Origin of the sequence: Gymnodinialimonas ulvae, from assembly GCF_037543845.1 — a bacterium.
GTDB lineage: Bacteria > Pseudomonadota > Alphaproteobacteria > Rhodobacterales > Rhodobacteraceae > Gymnodinialimonas > Gymnodinialimonas ulvae.
Map to the genome: position 1 here is coordinate 696,347 of NZ_JBBIFX010000001.1, position 14,135 is coordinate 710,481.

16 protein-coding genes and 1 other RNA gene are annotated in these 14,135 nt (G+C 63.6%); 7 read left to right on the forward strand and 10 right to left on the reverse strand.

Annotated features, from left to right (window positions below):
- Positions 1 to 7: 7 nt before the first annotated feature.
- The 5 genes from V8J83_RS03340 to V8J83_RS03360 form a co-directional block, all read right to left on the reverse strand.
- A complete protein-coding gene (locus tag V8J83_RS03340) occupies positions 8 to 568 on the reverse strand; it encodes a class I SAM-dependent methyltransferase (RefSeq protein ID WP_339983467.1) in 561 nt (186 codons plus the stop codon).
- A 37-nt stretch (positions 569 to 605) separates the two neighbouring features.
- A complete protein-coding gene (locus V8J83_RS03345) occupies positions 606 to 1,118 on the reverse strand; it encodes an SspB family protein (RefSeq protein ID WP_339985964.1) in 513 nt (170 codons plus the stop codon).
- Between the two features lie 99 nt (positions 1,119 to 1,217).
- Positions 1,218 to 1,583, reverse strand: coding sequence for a DUF4345 family protein (locus V8J83_RS03350; RefSeq protein ID WP_339983469.1), 366 nt, complete (start codon positions 1,581 to 1,583; stop codon positions 1,218 to 1,220).
- Positions 1,584 to 2,053: 470 nt separating this feature from the next.
- Positions 2,054 to 2,408, reverse strand: a transfer-messenger RNA (tmRNA) gene (ssrA, locus tag V8J83_RS03355).
- Complete coding sequence (locus V8J83_RS03360; protein WP_339983471.1) at positions 2,401 to 3,033, reverse strand: GntR family transcriptional regulator; 633 nt, start codon at positions 3,031 to 3,033, stop codon at positions 2,401 to 2,403. Before V8J83_RS03360 ends, ssrA begins: the two co-directional genes overlap by 8 nt.
- Before the next feature lie 79 nt (positions 3,034 to 3,112).
- Here V8J83_RS03360 and V8J83_RS03365 point away from each other — a divergent pair, with 79 nt between their 5' ends.
- Positions 3,113 to 3,676 carry a phosphatase domain-containing putative toxin gene (locus tag V8J83_RS03365; protein ID WP_339983473.1) on the forward strand — a complete coding sequence of 188 codons (564 nt, stop codon included), beginning with the start codon at positions 3,113 to 3,115 and terminating at the stop codon, positions 3,674 to 3,676.
- A 368-nt stretch (positions 3,677 to 4,044) separates the two neighbouring features.
- On the opposite strand, the gene V8J83_RS03370 is transcribed toward V8J83_RS03365, so the two are convergent.
- Positions 4,045 to 5,079 carry an extracellular solute-binding protein gene (locus tag V8J83_RS03370; RefSeq protein ID WP_339983475.1) on the reverse strand — a complete coding sequence of 345 codons (1,035 nt, stop codon included), beginning with the start codon at positions 5,077 to 5,079 and terminating at the stop codon, positions 4,045 to 4,047.
- A 187-nt stretch (positions 5,080 to 5,266) separates the two neighbouring features.
- Between V8J83_RS03370 and V8J83_RS03375 the strand changes: the two genes are divergently transcribed.
- On the forward strand, positions 5,267 to 6,175 hold the full coding sequence (locus V8J83_RS03375; RefSeq protein WP_339983477.1) for a hypothetical protein: 909 nt from the start codon (positions 5,267 to 5,269) through the stop codon (positions 6,173 to 6,175).
- Here V8J83_RS03375 and V8J83_RS03380 read toward each other — a convergent pair.
- Positions 6,145 to 6,900, reverse strand: coding sequence for a FadR/GntR family transcriptional regulator (locus V8J83_RS03380; RefSeq protein ID WP_339983479.1), 756 nt, complete (start codon positions 6,898 to 6,900; stop codon positions 6,145 to 6,147). The genes V8J83_RS03375 and V8J83_RS03380 overlap by 31 nt on opposite strands.
- A 301-nt stretch (positions 6,901 to 7,201) precedes the next feature.
- Between V8J83_RS03380 and V8J83_RS03385 the strand changes: the two genes are divergently transcribed.
- Genes V8J83_RS03385 through V8J83_RS03395 form a run of 3 tightly spaced genes read left to right on the forward strand, consistent with a single transcriptional unit; the run spans position 7,202 to position 9,164 of the window.
- Positions 7,202 to 7,921, forward strand: coding sequence for a DUF2182 domain-containing protein (locus V8J83_RS03385; protein WP_439649769.1), 720 nt, complete (start codon positions 7,202 to 7,204; stop codon positions 7,919 to 7,921).
- A gap of 13 nt (positions 7,922 to 7,934) precedes the next feature.
- The gene (locus V8J83_RS03390) at positions 7,935 to 8,648 is read left to right on the forward strand and encodes a DUF1326 domain-containing protein (protein ID WP_339983483.1); all 714 of its coding nucleotides are present in this window, start codon (positions 7,935 to 7,937) and stop codon (positions 8,646 to 8,648) included.
- Between the two features lie 27 nt (positions 8,649 to 8,675).
- Positions 8,676 to 9,164 carry a DinB family protein gene (locus tag V8J83_RS03395; RefSeq protein WP_339983485.1) on the forward strand — a complete coding sequence of 163 codons (489 nt, stop codon included), beginning with the start codon at positions 8,676 to 8,678 and terminating at the stop codon, positions 9,162 to 9,164.
- On the opposite strand, the gene V8J83_RS03400 is transcribed toward V8J83_RS03395, so the two are convergent.
- Positions 9,161 to 9,622, reverse strand: coding sequence for a hypothetical protein (locus tag V8J83_RS03400; protein ID WP_339983487.1), 462 nt, complete (start codon positions 9,620 to 9,622; stop codon positions 9,161 to 9,163). The genes V8J83_RS03395 and V8J83_RS03400 overlap by 4 nt on opposite strands.
- A gap of 74 nt (positions 9,623 to 9,696) precedes the next feature.
- Here V8J83_RS03400 and V8J83_RS03405 point away from each other — a divergent pair, with 74 nt between their 5' ends.
- A complete protein-coding gene (locus V8J83_RS03405; protein ID WP_339983489.1) occupies positions 9,697 to 10,800 on the forward strand; it encodes a dimethylsulfoniopropionate demethylase in 1,104 nt (367 codons plus the stop codon).
- A 45-nt stretch (positions 10,801 to 10,845) separates the two neighbouring features.
- Positions 10,846 to 11,838 carry an acryloyl-CoA reductase gene (gene acuI / locus V8J83_RS03410; protein ID WP_339983491.1) on the forward strand — a complete coding sequence of 331 codons (993 nt, stop codon included), beginning with the start codon at positions 10,846 to 10,848 and terminating at the stop codon, positions 11,836 to 11,838.
- Positions 11,839 to 12,049: 211 nt separating this feature from the next.
- On the opposite strand, the gene arsC is transcribed toward acuI, so the two are convergent.
- A complete protein-coding gene (arsC, locus tag V8J83_RS03415; protein ID WP_339983493.1) occupies positions 12,050 to 12,454 on the reverse strand; it encodes an arsenate reductase (glutaredoxin) in 405 nt (134 codons plus the stop codon).
- A gap of 353 nt (positions 12,455 to 12,807) precedes the next feature.
- On the reverse strand, positions 12,808 to 14,022 hold the full coding sequence (locus V8J83_RS03420) for an NADP-dependent isocitrate dehydrogenase (protein WP_339983495.1): 1,215 nt from the start codon (positions 14,020 to 14,022) through the stop codon (positions 12,808 to 12,810).
- Positions 14,023 to 14,135 lie beyond the last annotated feature (113 nt).

Here is a 14,135-nt window from a genome sequence, read left to right on the forward strand (position 1 = left end):
TGCGCTATCAGGCGGTTTGGCTGAAGCGGTAGACGCGGGCGGGCGGCACGTTCCACCAGATCTTGCCGGATTTGCGCCAGGTCAGGTTCAGCTCGTCGCGGACGATCTTGGTGACGGGCGGCTTCGGGCCATAGGTGAATTGGACGTAATCGCCGCCGGGCGCGACCTTTTGGGCGAACCCGGTCATGATATCGCGTTGCAACTCGGTGGGCATCGACAGGAGCGGCAGGCCCGAGACGACGGCTTGCACGTTGTCCACGGGCAGGGTGCCGCAATCGCCCGCCGACATCTGATAGACGTTGAGGCCGGGGAAATTGGCGCGCAGGCGGTCGCAGAAATCGGGGTTCATCTCGATGGAATGGCAGTTTTCGGGTGCGATGCCTGCGTCGAGGATGGCGCGGGTAATGTTGCCGGTGCCCGCGCCCAATTCGATGACGGCTCCTTTTACAGGGTCGAGTTCGGCGGCCATCTCGGCGCACAGGCCGCGCGAGGAGGGGGCCAGCGCCACGACCTGATGCGGTTTGCGGAAAAGCTGACCCATGAACAGGGCGAGGTCACTGGTGGCCAAGGCGCGGCTCCGGAGCGGTGGGTCGGGGACAGGGCGGTCAGGTGTTCTTGCGGAAGGTATCGAGGCTGACGACGTCGGCTTTTTGCGTGTCGCCGGGATCGGATGCGTCGGGCTCCGCATCGGGCGTGTCGGGCGTGTCGGGCGCGTCGGCTGTGTCGGGATCCGTGTCCGCGACGGTGCCGTCGGTGTCGCCCTCTTCGTTGCGCTCGAAGCGCCAGCCGAATTCAACCGAAGGATCGACGAAGGTGAGGATCGCGTCGAACGGAACGGTCAAACGTTCGGGCGCATCGCCGAAGTTCAGCGTGACGGCGAATTGGTCATCGTCCACCTGCAGATCGTCATACCAGTTCTGGATCACGATCATCATTTCCTCAGGGTAGCGGTCGCGCAGCCAATCGGCGATATCCACCGCATCGTGCCGGGTGTTGAAGGTGATGAAGAAGTGGTGATCGCCGGGCAATCCGCTTGCCGCAACGCCCCTGAGCACCTGCCGGATGACGCCGCAGACGGCCTCGTGCATGAGACGGCCATAGGGAATGGAGGATGGCATATCCGACATGAGTGAGACCCGTTGCGTGCAGCAGACCCGCGCAGCATAGGGGATTCGCGGCGATATGAAAGCGGGACGACGCGGGGCGGTTGGCGGCCGTCAGCTTGTTGGCAGGTTGGCCAGCACAAGCCAGGCCCCAAGGGCCGCCTCGGTGCCGAAGAATGTCCAGCTTTGACGCGAGCCCGCCTGATCGCGCAGGATCGAGGTCACGCGGCCCACGGCGGCGCCCGCATAGGCTAGGCCAAGGGCGACCCAGGCCATGGGCTCGTTGAGGTAGATCACGCCCGCGCCGATGCCCACGAAGAGGCAGCCCGAGACGGCCGAGACCTCGGTCAGCGCCATGTTGGTGGGCCCGGATTTCATATCGAGCACGCTCATCGTCCAGCGCGGGGCGAGCCAGCCGCACAGGCCAAGCCCGATGGTGAGGAGTGCGACGGCGAAGTTGATATAGTCGATGGCGGTCATGTTTGGGCAAATCCGATTGCGTACGTGTTGTGAGTTAAACGGCGCGCGCGCGGGTTTGGATCACTTCGGGTGAAAGTTTGTGAGAGGAAGGTGGTGGGGTTTGAAGGTGGGGCGCTGCCCGAACGTGGCCGCCATGGACGACCGCGAGACATGCTCAGGGGGTGGAAAGGGCAGGCTTCTGTTGCCCAAGCGTCGTCGCGTGCGACGGCGCGATGCCTGCGGGCGGGTCAAGCGATGCGAAACGACAAGGGACGCGCAGGGGGTGGAAAGTGCAGGCTTCTGTTGCCCAAGCGTCGTCGCGTGCGACGGCGCGATGCCTGCGGGCGGGTCGAGCCATGCGAAACTGCAAGGGATGCGCAGGGGGTGGAAAGTGCAGGCTTCTGTTGCCCAAGCGTCGTCGCATGCGACGGCGCGATGCCTGCGGGCGGGTCAAGCCATGCGAAACTGCAAGGGATGCGCAGGGGGTGGAAAGTGCAGGCTTCTGTTGCCAGGTGCCTGCGAACCCCGCCAGCTCTGGCTAGAGAACTGGGCTTAAAGTCGGCGACTCAGGACAGCTTACGCTGCGAGAGCCATTGCCGGAGCACGATTGTCATTTGCAATTGTACTTGTCGGGCCGATACGGTGGCACCCCGCCGAGACAAAGCTAACCCCTTTAGACGTTCGTCGATCCTATTTCGGCCCCCTACCTTCCCCAAATGAAGGATATTTGGTGGAGCCGCCGGGTACCGCCCCCGGGTCCGATCCGCTTATTACGAGCGCGTTTATGTCCATAGTCCCCGAGGGGACACCTTACATATACGTTGCGGGCGGTCGTGTTTCAACTGCCGTTGGAATGGGTCGGGACGTCGGATGCCATGCTTTGCGCTTCGAGCAGAGCGCGCAAGGTTCCGATGCGGGTGGCCTCGGCCATGCGGGTCATCACCTCGGTCAGGCGCGGGTCGATGCCGGAGGAGCTGTCGGCGGCCTCGGCCATGCGCCAGCGGAACAGCCGCCAGAGGGCTGCCTTGAGCGCATTGCCGAGGATATCACTGTTCATCTCGTTGGTGATGATGTTCAGCGAGGTGGAGCGGATTGTGAAATTGGTCTCAAGGTCGATCTCGTTGGCGGCGTTCACCTGCCGCTCCAGCGCCACGATATAGGCGTTGGCTTCGACCGAGAGGGGGCGATCGCCCTCGATCTCGGAGGCCACTTTGAGCAGGGAAAACGCAAGGTCGATGTCGCGCTGCTTGTCTTCGACTTTCAGCGCCGAGACGACCGTGCCGACGCCTGATCGGACCTCCACCAGACGCTCATAGGCCAGCCGTTGCAGGGCCTGCCGGACCGGGGTGCGTGACACGCCGAACTCATGTGCCAGCTCTTGTTCATGCAGGACCGGGCTTTGGGTCGGCGGTTCAAGACAGATGCGCTTGCGCAGTGAATTGGCGATGGTCTCGGCATTATGTTTGGCCATATCGGATCCCGTTAAGCTTTGTTGGCAATGCCTCCCAAGTGTGTATATCTGTATACAACACCTGTGGAAAGTCATTCCCATGACAGTTGAAGACGGCCTCAACGCCGAGCACGCCCCCCCGTTCCCGGGGTCGATCCGGGCCGCCATTCCGCATCCGGCGGGCGGTAGGGTCGTGATGTCCGGGTTTCCGGGGCTTGAGACGACGGTGGACGGGATGGCGGTGTTCGATCCGGTGGCCTGCCGCGAGACGCTGCTCGGGCTGCGGGAGTTGGGGGCCGCGACGCTGTGCGTCCTGATCGAAAGTGATGAGTTGGACGCCGAGTTCCTCCCGTCGCTTGAAGCGTTGGCGGGTGAGGTGGGCCTTGACGTGGCGCATTTCCCGATTGTCGACTACGCCGCCCCGACGCAGACCCGTGCTCAGCAATGGGCCACGACGGCACAGGCACGGGCGCAGAGTTTCGCGGCAGGCGCGACGCTGGCATTTGCCTGCCAATACGGCGCGGGCCGCAGCGGCACGATGGCGGCGCGCTGCCTGATCGAAGGGGGAATGACGCCCGAGGCGGCCATCGCGCGGGTCCGGGAACATTTTTCCGAGGCCATCGAAAGCAAGGCGCAGGAAGACTGGTTGATGTCGGGTAAATGACGTTACGTCACATGCCCAAAAGTCAGCCATTTCGGAGGATTTGAACGAGTTCGAGACTTGTATACCAGTCTAAACACATGTATACAGGTATGTGGGAGCGAGGCGATTGAAGCGTGCCCGGAGCAATCCGGAAATCTTTTTGCCCCCATTACCTTTGCGGTCGCGGCCGACTTACCCGTGTCGCGGCTGCGGCCGCAAAGGTCACCTACAAACGCCACCGACGATACGGTGGTCTGGCCATAGGGCCGCCTGGAACGCGACGAGCTCAGCCTCTGTCGCGTTTTTCTTTGCTTGAACGGCGTCGAACATGAAAAAACGCGCCCGGTTGTGCGGGCGCGCCTTGGTTGCGTTGCAGCGTTTGGCGAGAATCAGAACCCTGCCTTGATCCGCTCGAAGGCTTCGGCCTGCCGCTCGCGTTGTTCGTTGGAGATCGGCAGCTGTGCCAGAACGGGTACGGTGACCTCGCCCAGACCGGCGGCTTCCATCGCCTCGGCCCCGAGCGCTTGCAGGGCGGCGTCGTTGGCCGACCCGAAACCGTTGGCCAGAAGCGGGCCGGCGGAGGCATCGGACAGAAGCGCATTGACGTAGTCATAGGCCAGCGCTTCGTCGGCGGTGCTTTCGACCATGTTGACGTAGCCGCAGAGCCACACGGAGGTGCCCTCAGACGTGTTGCGCGCGAAGCCGACGTTGAAGCCTTCCTCGGCCATCGCGACGGGCACTTCGTTCCAGACCCAGGCGGCGAGAACTTCGCCCGAGCCGATCAGCTGGCTGATCTCGGCGGGGTCGGTCCAGTAGGTGCGCAGGTTCTGGTGGATGCCACGCAGCCAATCGGTGGCGGCTTCAAATTCCGCATCGCTGGCATCGGCCCAATCGGTGACCCCGGTCGCAAGATAAGCCAGCGCGTAGGCGTCATCGACATTGTCGGGGATCGACAGGCGGCCGGCGTATTCGGGGTTGTTGAAGATCTCGAGCGAGGTGACATCGTCGGCGCTGAGTTCATCGGCGTTATAAGCCACAGCGGTGGAGCCGTAATCCGTCGGCAGGAATAACAGCTCTTGGGAGCCCGCGAGGACGTCCTGGCCCACGAGATCGGCGTTGAGGGTGTCGAAAGCGGCGATCTGGTCGCTGTCCCAGGCTTCGATGATGCCGGAGGCCTGCCAGCGCGGCACGGAGCCTGCGCAGATGTGGGTCACGTCGGATTGGAAGCCCGCGAGCAGGCGCTGGAACGCCTCGTCCTCATCGCCGAAGAATACGAATTCGGGCGCGCCGTGGGCGTCGATGAAAGGCTGATGGAAGGCGGGGTCTTCAAAGCCGGAATAATCGAAAACGGTGAGGCCCTGAGCCGTGGCGGCGCCCGCAAGGGCAAGGGTCGCGGCGGAGGCGAAAAGCGTGGTTTTGGTCATGTTTTATGGTCCCTGTTGGCGTCGTTTTACGATCAGACTGGGGTGGAATTTAAGGCGCGTGCGCCATGGGGTCCAGCGGATTTGCAGGGCGCTGCTCACGGCTAAGCAGAGGGGTGAAGCCCTTGCGTGGCATGCACAAAGCGCATCTTGGGACCTTTTGCTTAACCATGTCTCAGCGCAGACTCCCTTGACCATACCCGCAATCGCGCGAGGATGGGGCCGTATCGTCACGGGGGCCGAGATGAACCAGCGCGCAACCGCCCGATCGCTTTTCTTTGGCGCGATCGGGGACTTGCTGAGCAATTTTGGCGCTGTGCTGCGGATCGGGGGCGTGTGGTTTGCCGCCTACATCGCGCTGAACGCGTGGGCCGGCCGGATCTATGCCCATTGGGTGTTGTATGATGTGGACCAGATCAGCGCCGGGCCGCCCGGCGAATGGTATGTGAGCGCGCTGTTTCTGGGGATGCTCGGGATCGTCGCGTCAGCATGGCACCGGTTCATCTATCTGGGCGAGACCGCGCGGGTGATCCCGCGGATGCGGTTGGTCATTATCGGGAAATACATGGTGGCGTGGGTCGTCATCGGAAGTGTCGCCACAATGAGCGCTGTGGTGTTGGTGTGCATGCCGGTCCTTGGCCTGTTCCTGGCTCTGGGCACCAGCGCTTTGGACGTATTGGGGGCACTCTTTGTTGCCGATTGGATGCGCCTTGGGGGCATTTCCCCGTGGCTGATCGGATCGCTCATCGCAATGATTGCCGTGAGCGTATGGGTGTCGATCTTTTTGCTGTTGCGGATCGGTCTTGGCCTGCCGTCGATCGCGGTTCTGGACGGGCAGGGGCTTGCGCTTGGGGCGTCTTGGCGCGCGACCCGGAGCCTTGGGCGTGCGATTTTCGGCGCGAGCCTATGGGCGGCTTTGGCGACCTGCGTGCTTTACGGATTGGTTGTGGCCCTCACGCCGGACCTTGGCGAGAGCTTTGATGCCAGCAGGGAAGTCGGGTTCCGCCTTGCCGGAGCGGCGGTGGATATCATCACGATGCTGGTGGGCGCGGCGATGCTGACCCGGATTTACGGGGCGGTGCCGTCGGACGCGCTTTGAGACTTGGCGCGGGCGGCGAAGACGGATTGGGCGAGCGCCTTGGTGTAGGTTTCAAGTTCCGACAGGGCGGCGACGACCGCCTCGCCATCGCGGGTCTCTTCGGCGTCGGCGATCAGCGCGTGGAGGCGCACGATTTCGGCGCGGTCGCGCGCGGTGAAGGTGATCATGTTCATCAGCGGCTGCATCGCCTCGACCGCGCCCGCGAGTTGATAGGACATCACCGGGTTGTCCGCCCCGTCGACCAGCGCGCGGTGAAAGGCAACGTCGGAGGCGCAGAACGCCTCGTCCGAGAGGCCGGGTTGTGCCTGGCGGACGATCTCGGCGCGCATGGTGGCGAGGTGGTCGGCATCGCGGCGCGCGGCGGACAGGCGCGCGCAGGCCCGTTCCAGCGCAAACCGCGCTTCGCAGGCGGTGTCGAAACTGACGTTGTTCATGCCCAGAAGCAGCGTCGAGGTGGTGATATGGCCGCGATAGGCATCCTCATAAGACAGCCGGTTCACGAAGGCGCCGCCAAATGCGCCGCGTTGCGTGCGGATCAGCGATTGCGCGGCCAGCCGTTTGAGCGCCTCGCGCACGGTGGAGCGCGACACGTCGAAGTGATCGGCCAGCTCGGCCTCGGACGGCAGGCGTTCGTCGACGATGAGCTTGCCACTGACAATTGCATCGCGGATTGCGGCGGCGATTTGCACGGACAGATCGGCGGAGGAGTTTGGATCGATTTTCATTTGTCAGACATTTAAATGTCTGACATAGCGAAAGCCAAGCAGAATCGCCTTTGGGAGGAGCGTTTCCATGCATCTCGTGCGCAACACACTCTGGCTTGGCTTCTTTGGCGGCATTCTGGTCGCGTGGGTCATTCTGTACCAGATGGCGACGGGCATGGGGCTGGATTGGGTCGGCCGGATGAGCATGGACATGGGCGGCATGGAGATGTCCGATACCATGGAGATGTCCGGGGCGGAGGAAATGTCCGGGGCCATGGAAGGCGACGGCATGGCCATGGACGGCGACGCGGACGGCATGGCCATGGACGGTGGCGAGATGGCCGCCGGTGAGATGGCCTCCGACGCGATGGCGACCGACGGGATGGCGGGCATGGACGGCATGGAGATGGGCGGCATGGATATGTCGGCCATGACGCGGTTCGGGCCATTGTTTGGCATGTGGTCGATCATGATGGCGGCGATGATGCTGCCGACGCTGGTGCCCACGTTGGTCAATTATGAGCGTCTCATGGCGTCGGCCGATGGCACACGGGCCGGGTGGTTGGGTGTGTTGGGCGGCTATTCCGTGGTGTGGGTCGGCGTGGCCGCGATCTTCGCGATGGTGCAGATCGGCCTGCTGCGCGCCGGTGTGATCGACGCGATGGGCATCGCGCAGAGCACGTGGATCGCGGGCGGATTGTTGATCGCGGTGGGCGGGTTTCAGTTCACCCGCGCCAAAGAGGTCTGCCACGGGGTGTGCCACGCGCCGATGAATTACTTCCTGGGCCATTGGCGCACGGGCTTTGCCGGGGGTATGCGCATGGGCGCGGGCCTTGGCGCGTTTTGCGCAGGGTGTTGTTGGGGGTTCATGGCGCTTGGGTTTGTGGGCGGCATGATGAGCCTGTTGTGGATGGGATTGGCCACGTTGTTCATGGTGATCGAAAAACTGCCCCAGATCGGGCATTATGTGACCAAGCCCATGGGAGTGGTGCTGATTTTGGGCGGATTGGGTGTGTTGGCATACCCGTATCTTGCCCCATGAGGAGAGAGATTTCATGGCCGTAAAGAAACGCCCCGACGCGGATCGGTTGCCCGTCAGCCAGCGCATTGATCAACGCATGGACAACCCCAAGCGGCGGCAGATGAAGCCGCGCGATTGGGCCATCAAGGGCGAGTTGATCCTGAATTGCTCGTGCACGGTGTTTTGTCCGTGCGTCGTGAGCCTTGGCAAGCACGAGCCGACCGACGGCGATTGCAAGGCGTGGATGGGAATTGCCATCGACGAGGGGCATTTCGAGGGCGAAGACCTGAGCGGTCTGAACGTGGGCCTGATGGTCTACATCCCCGGCAAGATGGCCGAAGGCGGCTGGCAGGTGGCGGCCTATGTCGACGAGCGCGCGTCGGGCAAGGCGTATCAGGGGCTGCTGGAGATTTTCTCGGGCGCGGCTGGCGGGACCACGGGGCTGTTTACGCTTTTGGTGTCCGACATCGTGTCCGCGGAGCGTGAGAAGGTCGAGATCACCCGCGACGGCAAGAAACGCGGGCTGTTCGTGGGCAAGAAGATTCAGGGCGAGATCGAGATGATCGACGGTGCAAGCCCGGATCATCCGGTGATGATCACCAATTCGAAATACTGGATGGGGCCCGATATCATCGCGGCGCGCGGCCTGAAATCCAAGGTGCGCGATTTCGGCAAGATGTGGGATTTCTCGGGCAAGTCGGCGGAAATCTGTCCCATCGAATGGGGCGGACAGGCGGGCGGCAAGTAAGTGGTCGGCCCCGATTATGCGCGCGTGATGGCGCGCTACAACGCGTGGCAGAACCAGTGGATGTATCACGCCTGCGATGGGCTGAGTGCCGCGCAGCGCGAGGCGGATTGCGGGCTGTTCTGGGGCTCGATCCAGGGCACGCTGAGCCATGCGTTCTGGGGCGACATGATCTGGATCGCACGCTTTGACGGGGGGCCGGGACCGGACGCGCCACTGGCCGAGACGGCGGGGGCCTATGATTGGGCCGCGCTGATGGCCGCGCGTCCGCAGCTTGACGCGCGTATCGCCGCCTGGGCGTGGAGCACGGATGGCAGCGATTTTGACGGGGATCTGACGTGGTATTCAGGCGCTGCGGGGCGTGACATGACGCAGCCGCGCGACCTGTGTGTGATGCAGTTGTTCAACCACCAGACACACCACCGGGGCCAAGTCCATGGCGCGCTGACGGCGCTTGGGGTCAAGACCACGGACACCGATCTGCCGTTCATGCCGGATGAGGTGCCGGAATGGGACTAGGGCGGATCGGCGGCGCGGGCCTCGTAGCTGGCGCGGGGCATGCGGCCCACGCCCTGGTAGCCCCATGGGCTGTAGTCCGTATCGCGGGCAAGGCGCAGCACGAAATAGAGCTCGCCCGCGCCAGCACTCAGCGACACGGGGCCATCGGGGCCGCTGATGGCGAAGGGCACGACTGCGAGGTAGCGTTCGAACCGCGCCGGATGCATCTGCCCATCCCATTGCGCGGCCGCCTGCGCGGCTGCGGGGTCAAACAGGGTCGCGGCGTCGATCTCTCCATCCACAATGCGTTGCAGGCGCAGGGCGCTGACCGTGGTGGCGTGCCGTTGGATCGCGGCCACGTCGGCATTCACGAAGCCCGTCAGGATCGCCGCCGCCGTGACATCGGCCTGCCGAACCTGAGCCGCGGCATGGGTTGCAATCAAGCCCGCAAGCAGCATTGCGATAACGCGAAATCTCATCGGACGGGTCCCTTACATGCAGGCCCCAAGCCTATGACACAAAAGACCATTCGCCAAGGTAAGGAGACCCAGCCATGGCCCTGATCTCGCCCTCTCGTCGTCTGCGCCGCACCCCGTTCTCGGATGGGGTCGAGGCCGCTGGCGCGAAAGCTTACACGATCTACAACCGGATGCTTTTGCCGACGGTGTTCCGCTCGGTCGAAGAGGATTACCACCACCTCAAGGAGGCGGTTCAGATCTGGGACGTTTCGGTCGAACGTCAGGTCGAAGTGCGTGGCCCCGATGCGGGCAAGCTGATCCAGATGCTGACCCCGCGCGATCTGCGCGGCATGCTGCCGGGGCAATGCTATTACATGCCCGTCGTCGACGAGACGGGGGGTATGTTGAACGACCCGGTGATCCTGAAACTGTCCGAGGATCGGTGGTGGATTTCCATTGCCGACAGCGATTTGTTGTTGTGGGTCAAGGGTGTGGCCTATGGCTACCGCTTGGATGTGCTGGTTGATGAACCCGATGTCGCGCCGCTGGCGGTGCAGGGGCCGAAAGCCGACGAGTTGATGGCGCGGGTCTTCGGCGACGCGATCCGTGACGTGCGGTTCTTCCGCTTCGGCTGGTTCGATTTCAACGGCCAGAGCTTTGCGGTTGCGCGCTCGGGCTATTCGAAACAGGGCGGCTTCGAGATTTACGTCGGCGGCTACGACAACGGCATGCCGATGTGGAACGCATTGATGGAGGCGGGCCGCGATCTGGATGTGCATCCGGGGTGCCCGAACGCGATCGAGCGGATCGAAGGCGGATTGTTGAGCTACGGCAATGACATGACGGACGACAACACGCCCCATGAATGCGGCCTTGGCCGGTTCTGCAACACGGCCACGGCCATCGGGTGCATTGGCCGCGACGCTCTGCTACGGGTGGCTATGGAAGGCCCGGTCAAGCAAGTGCGCCCGATCGCCATCGACGCCAAGGCGTTGCCGTCCAGCGACCGGCCCTGGCCGTTGCTGGCGGGCTCACGCAAGGTGGGGCAGGTGACTTCGGCCGCGATCAGCCCGGATTTCGGGGAAGGCGTGGCCATCGGCATGGTCCGCATGACCCATTGGGACCCGGGCACGCCGCTGCACCTCGAAACGCCTCAGGGCAGTTTCGACGCCGAGGTACGGGAAAAATTCTGGAATTGATCGCAAGGGCTTACGGCGCGATCTTAATGTAACGGGAGAGATGAGATGAGCTTCAACGCCTTGATGGTCGAAAAGGATGACGAGGGCAAAACCAGCGCCTCGATCCAGCAAATCACCGAAGACCAATTGCCCGCGGGCGACGTGACGGTGGCCGTCGAATATTCCACCGTGAACTACAAGGACGGGTTGTGCATCGGGCCGGGCGGCGGGCTTGTGCGCCATTATCCGCATGTGCCGGGCATCGACTTCGCGGGGACGGTCGAGGCCTCGGATGACGACCGTTACAAGCCGGGCGACAAGGTCGTGCTGACCGGCTGGCGCGTGGGTGAAGCGCATTGGGGCGGCTACGCGCAGAAGGCGCGGGTGAAGGCCGATTGGCTGGTGCCGTTGCCCGAGGGGCTGAGCACGCGGCAGGCGATGGCCGTGGGCACCGCTGGGTTCACCGCGATGTTGGCGATCATGGCACTTGAAGATCACGGCCTAAAGCCCGGAAATGGCGAGGTTTTGGTGACAGGCGCTGCCGGGGGTGTCGGTTCGGTCGCAACCGCGATCCTTGCCAATTTCGGTCATGAGGTTGCCGCGGTCACGGGCCGTCCGGAGCAGGAAGGCTACCTCAAATCGCTGGGGGCCACGCGGATCGTGGCGCGCGAGGAATTGAACGAGACGGTCAAGCGTCCGCTGGAGGCCGAGACCTGGGCGGGCTGCGTCGATGCGGTGGGCGGCGACATGCTGGCGCGCGTCTTGGGGCAGATGAAGTACGGCGCCTCGGTCGCGGCGGTGGGCCTTGCGGGGGGCGCGGGCCTTCCGGCGACGGTGATCCCGTTTCTGCTGCGCGGGGTGAACCTGTTGGGCATCGACTCCGTGATGCAGCCCTATGAAAACCGGGTGCGGGCGTGGAATTTCATCGCCAAGGACCTGCCCATGGACAAGCTCGAGGCGATGGTGGAGCCCGCGACGCTGGCCGATCTGCCCGATCTTGGGCGTGCAATCCTGAAGGGGGGCGTGCGGGGCCGTGTCGTGGTGGACGTGAACGCTTGAGCCAGCGACACGATTTCTTAACCGTTTGAAGGCAGGCTCACGGGGCAGGATCCGGTCGGACCGTCGGACGCGCCCGCGGGGCAGTGTGGGCTGCGTCGATCACTCACGGAACGCCGCCGATTAGACGGTCCTCACCGAAGCGACGGGACGGGCGCGGGTATTGATCCGCGTCCGTGCCGCGCGGAGGGGCGTGGTTGAGGCCTGGTGCGCCTTAGGGGGCGGGCCAGATCTGCGTGCCGGTCTCGTCGAGCACCGGGCCATCGGGCGGCGTGGGCAGCAGGTCAACCACCGTATGAGACGGACGGCACAGCGCCACGCCTTTGGGCGTGCAGACGATGGGGCGGTTCACCAGGACCGGGTGGGCGAGCATCGCATCGAGGATGGCGGCATCGGATGTCGCCGGATCGGTCAGGCCAAGCTCTTCGGCGGGAGATTTCGACGTCCGCAGGGCCGTGCGCGGGGTGAGATCGGCGGCGGCAAACAGGCCAAGAAGCTGCGCCCGGCTCCAGCCGGTTTGCAGGTATTCGATAACCTCAGGCTCAACGCCCGTGGCGCGGATCAGGGTCAGGACATTGCGCGACGTGCCGCAGTCGGGGTTGTGGTGCATGACGATCATAGCGGCAGTGTCGCACGCGATTGTAACCGCGACATGTCAGGGCGGTGTTTTTGTGAGATGCGATGGCGCTTGGTGAGGCGCAGCAACCCGGACAGGAGCGGCGGCGATCGGAAACAGGTCGCCGCGTTCAGCAACCCAATCGCCCCATGCGCGATGTCCCGGCATTCGGCGACGTGCGCGCCGGGATAGACACGCCAAGCCGTGCAGACCTCCCGAATTTCAATGGAAGACCCCGCGCTGTGCGGTGATCAAAGTGCCCACGCCCGCCGCACCCAACGACAGGATGCGAAAGGGTTTTCGGGCCAGGCCGGATGTGGCGGCGTGGCCCAGGAATGTGGGCGGAGCGCTGCGCCTTAGCCCACCAGCGCCTTGTTGAGGTTCTCGTCGATCTTTTCGAGGAAACCCATGGTGGTCAGCCATTTCTGATCCGGGCCGACCAGCAGCGCGAGATCCTTGGTCATATCGCCGGCCTCGACGGTTTCGACGATCACGCGCTCCAGCGTTTCGGCGAATTCCATCAGCTTGGCGTTGTCATCGAGCTTGGCGCGGTGCTTGAGCCCGCCGGTCCACGCATAGATCGAGGCGATGGAATTGGTGGAGGTCGCCTTGCCCTCCTGGTGGTTGCGGTAATGGCGGGTGACGGTGCCGTGGGCGGCTTCGCTCTCGACGATCTTGCCATCGGGGGTCATCAGGACGGAGGCCATCATGCCGAGCGAGCCGAAACCCTGCGCCACGACGTCGGATTGCACGTCGCCATCGTAGTTCTTGCAGGCCCAGACGAAGCCGCCGTTCCATTTGATCGCGCAGGCGACCATGTCGTCGATCAGGCGGTGTTCGTACCAGATACCCTTTTCCTCGAAGGCGTCCTTGAATTCGGCATCGAAGACCTCCTGAAAGATTTCGAGGAAGCGGCCATCGTATTGTTTCAGGATGGTGTTTTTCGTCGAAAGATAGACCGGCCAGCCGAGGTTGAGGCCGTAATTGAGCGAGGCGCGCGCGAAGTCGTAAATCGAGGCGTCGATATTATACATCGACATGAACACGCCCGCGCTGTCGGCTTTGTAGACCTCGTGTTCGATCTCGGTCCCGTCTTCGCCCACGAATTTCATCGTCAGCGTGCCCGCGCCGGGGAACTTCATGTCCGTCGCCTTGTACTGGTCGCCAAAGGCGTGGCGGCCCACGACGATGGGCTTGGTCCAGCCGGGCACAAGGCGGGGGACGTTCTTGCAGATGATCGGCTGACGGAAAATGACGCCGCCGAGGATGTTGCGGATGGTGCCGTTGGGCGAACGCCACATCTTCTTGAGGCCGAATTCCTCGACGCGCGCCTCATCGGGGGTGATTGTGGCGCATTTGACGGCCACGCCCACGTCGAGGGTTTTCTCGGCGGCGTCGACGGTGATCTGGTCGTCGGTCGCATCGCGGCTTTCGATGCCCAGATCGTAATAGAGCAGGTCGATGTCGAGGTAGGGGAGGATGAGTTTTTCCTTGATGAACGCCCACATGATGCGGGTCATCTCGTCGCCGTCCATCTCGACGATGGGGTTGTCTACCTTGATTTTGGTCATTTTGGCGGTCCTGTTGGGTCGCGTCTGGGTTGTATTCGGTTAGAGCGGAGTGGGGCGTGGGTGGCAAGGGGCGCGCCGTGCCGGGCTGTCCTTCACCCCGTTCCCCATCCCGG

Bases quoted from the DNA above. Each gene is read 5' to 3' on its own strand.
- V8J83_RS03365 (WP_339983473.1), top strand. From the start codon at position 3,113: ATGACAGTTGAAGACGGCCTCAACGCCGAGCACGCCCCCCCGTTCCCG.
- V8J83_RS03345 (WP_339985964.1), bottom strand. From the start codon at position 1,118: ATGCCATCCTCCATTCCCTATGGCCGTCTCATGCACGAGGCCGTCTGC.
- V8J83_RS03420 (WP_339983495.1), bottom strand. From the start codon at position 14,022: ATGACCAAAATCAAGGTAGACAACCCCATCGTCGAGATGGACGGCGAC.
- V8J83_RS03390 (WP_339983483.1), top strand. From the start codon at position 7,935: ATGGCCGTAAAGAAACGCCCCGACGCGGATCGGTTGCCCGTCAGCCAG.
- V8J83_RS03370 (WP_339983475.1), bottom strand. From the start codon at position 5,079: ATGACCAAAACCACGCTTTTCGCCTCCGCCGCGACCCTTGCCCTTGCG.
- arsC (WP_339983493.1), bottom strand. From the start codon at position 12,454: ATGATCGTCATGCACCACAACCCCGACTGCGGCACGTCGCGCAATGTC.
- V8J83_RS03400 (WP_339983487.1), bottom strand. From the start codon at position 9,622: ATGAGATTTCGCGTTATCGCAATGCTGCTTGCGGGCTTGATTGCAACC.
- V8J83_RS03360 (WP_339983471.1), bottom strand. From the start codon at position 3,033: ATGGCCAAACATAATGCCGAGACCATCGCCAATTCACTGCGCAAGCGC.
- V8J83_RS03385 (WP_439649769.1), top strand. From the start codon at position 7,202: ATGGACGGTGGCGAGATGGCCGCCGGTGAGATGGCCTCCGACGCGATG.
- V8J83_RS03405 (WP_339983489.1), top strand. From the start codon at position 9,697: ATGGCCCTGATCTCGCCCTCTCGTCGTCTGCGCCGCACCCCGTTCTCG.
- V8J83_RS03350 (WP_339983469.1), bottom strand. From the start codon at position 1,583: ATGACCGCCATCGACTATATCAACTTCGCCGTCGCACTCCTCACCATC.
- V8J83_RS03380 (WP_339983479.1), bottom strand. From the start codon at position 6,900: ATGAAAATCGATCCAAACTCCTCCGCCGATCTGTCCGTGCAAATCGCC.
- acuI (WP_339983491.1), top strand. From the start codon at position 10,846: ATGAGCTTCAACGCCTTGATGGTCGAAAAGGATGACGAGGGCAAAACC.
- V8J83_RS03395 (WP_339983485.1), top strand. From the start codon at position 8,676: ATGGCGCGCTACAACGCGTGGCAGAACCAGTGGATGTATCACGCCTGC.